Below are 1167 nucleotides of genomic sequence, written 5' to 3' on the forward strand. Positions count from 1 at the left end.
CGCAGCAGGCCACTCGACGATAGCTCGCCCACACCGGCCATTCCAGATCCCGGGCAATGCGCGGCGTGTTGGCGATGACCGGCAGCAGCGCGAGTTGAACGATCGCAACCGCTGCGGCCAGCGCCGTGCGGACGTAGGGCCTCGCCGACAGGCAGCAGATGAACCACAGCGCGAACACGCTGCCGGAGTAGAAGTAGCGTTGTGAATACAGCTGCGTGCCGAGCGCGATCCGGAACTTGTACATGCCGGCGAACGCGATCGTCACCGCGAAGAACAGCATGAACAGCTTCTGCGTGCGATACGGACGGAGGCAGGCCAGCGCCGACGCGAGGGCCAATAGCACGAGGCCGAGCACCACGCCCTGCAGGTCGTGGAACAGCCCCGACGCCGGACCGAAGGTCGTCATCCACTGCCTGAACGGAAGCGTGATCCAGAGCGTCCACGAATAGGGCACCGGATCGATCCGGGTGGGGTCAGGATACAGCACGATACACACGCACTGGATCAGGACACCTGCAGCGACGACGGCGCTCAGCACGACGAAACGGCGACGCTCGGCTTCGTTCGTCTGGACCGCGCGCAGCACGAACAGCGGCAGCAGGAAGATGCAGAACGGGCCACTGACCGCCGAGACCGCGGTGAGCAGCGCCTCGCCGAGCAGAACCAAGGGCGACCTGGCGCTGCGCATGAACAGAAGGGCGAACACGCCGACCGGCAGGATCCACTGGATGTTGGTGATCGTGCCGAGCTCCTCGTAGCCCATCGGCACGACCACAAGGGCGAGCGCACACAGCGGCTTGTAGGGAAGATCGAGGCGCGGCGACGTGATCAGCCAGACGATCAACAGGGTCAACAGTACGGCCGCGTAGTTGAAGATCGCCGGCGCCGCCGCCGGGTCGAAATAGCTGGCGAAGATTCCGGCCAGATCCTGCGCGGCCACCAGATAGCCGGCGGGCACGACGAACAGGCTGCGCCAGCCGTGAGCGATGCCCTCGTCAAAGAAGAACGATGTCCTCCCCCCAAAACTGGGGATTGGTGAATGTGGACGGCGTCCGCCAATAGATGATCGCCAGGGCGAAGCACAACGACGGCCAGCCGCAACACCGGCGCCCAGTCGCGAGCGGACGGGGTCAATCCCCCGCGCACTCCTTCCGGAAACTTCGGAAT

1 protein-coding gene is annotated in these 1167 nt (G+C 65.0%); it reads right to left on the reverse strand.

Annotated elements, in window-relative coordinates; all coding sequences use genetic code 11:
• On the reverse strand, positions 1-958 hold a 958-nt coding region (locus tag I5M_RS22585; RefSeq protein WP_022723481.1), incomplete at its 3' end, for a hypothetical protein.
• Between the last annotated feature and the right edge of the window lie 209 nt (positions 959-1167).

Source organism: Rhodopseudomonas sp. B29 (assembly GCF_000333455.1).
Lineage (GTDB): Bacteria > Pseudomonadota > Alphaproteobacteria > Rhizobiales > Xanthobacteraceae > Rhodopseudomonas.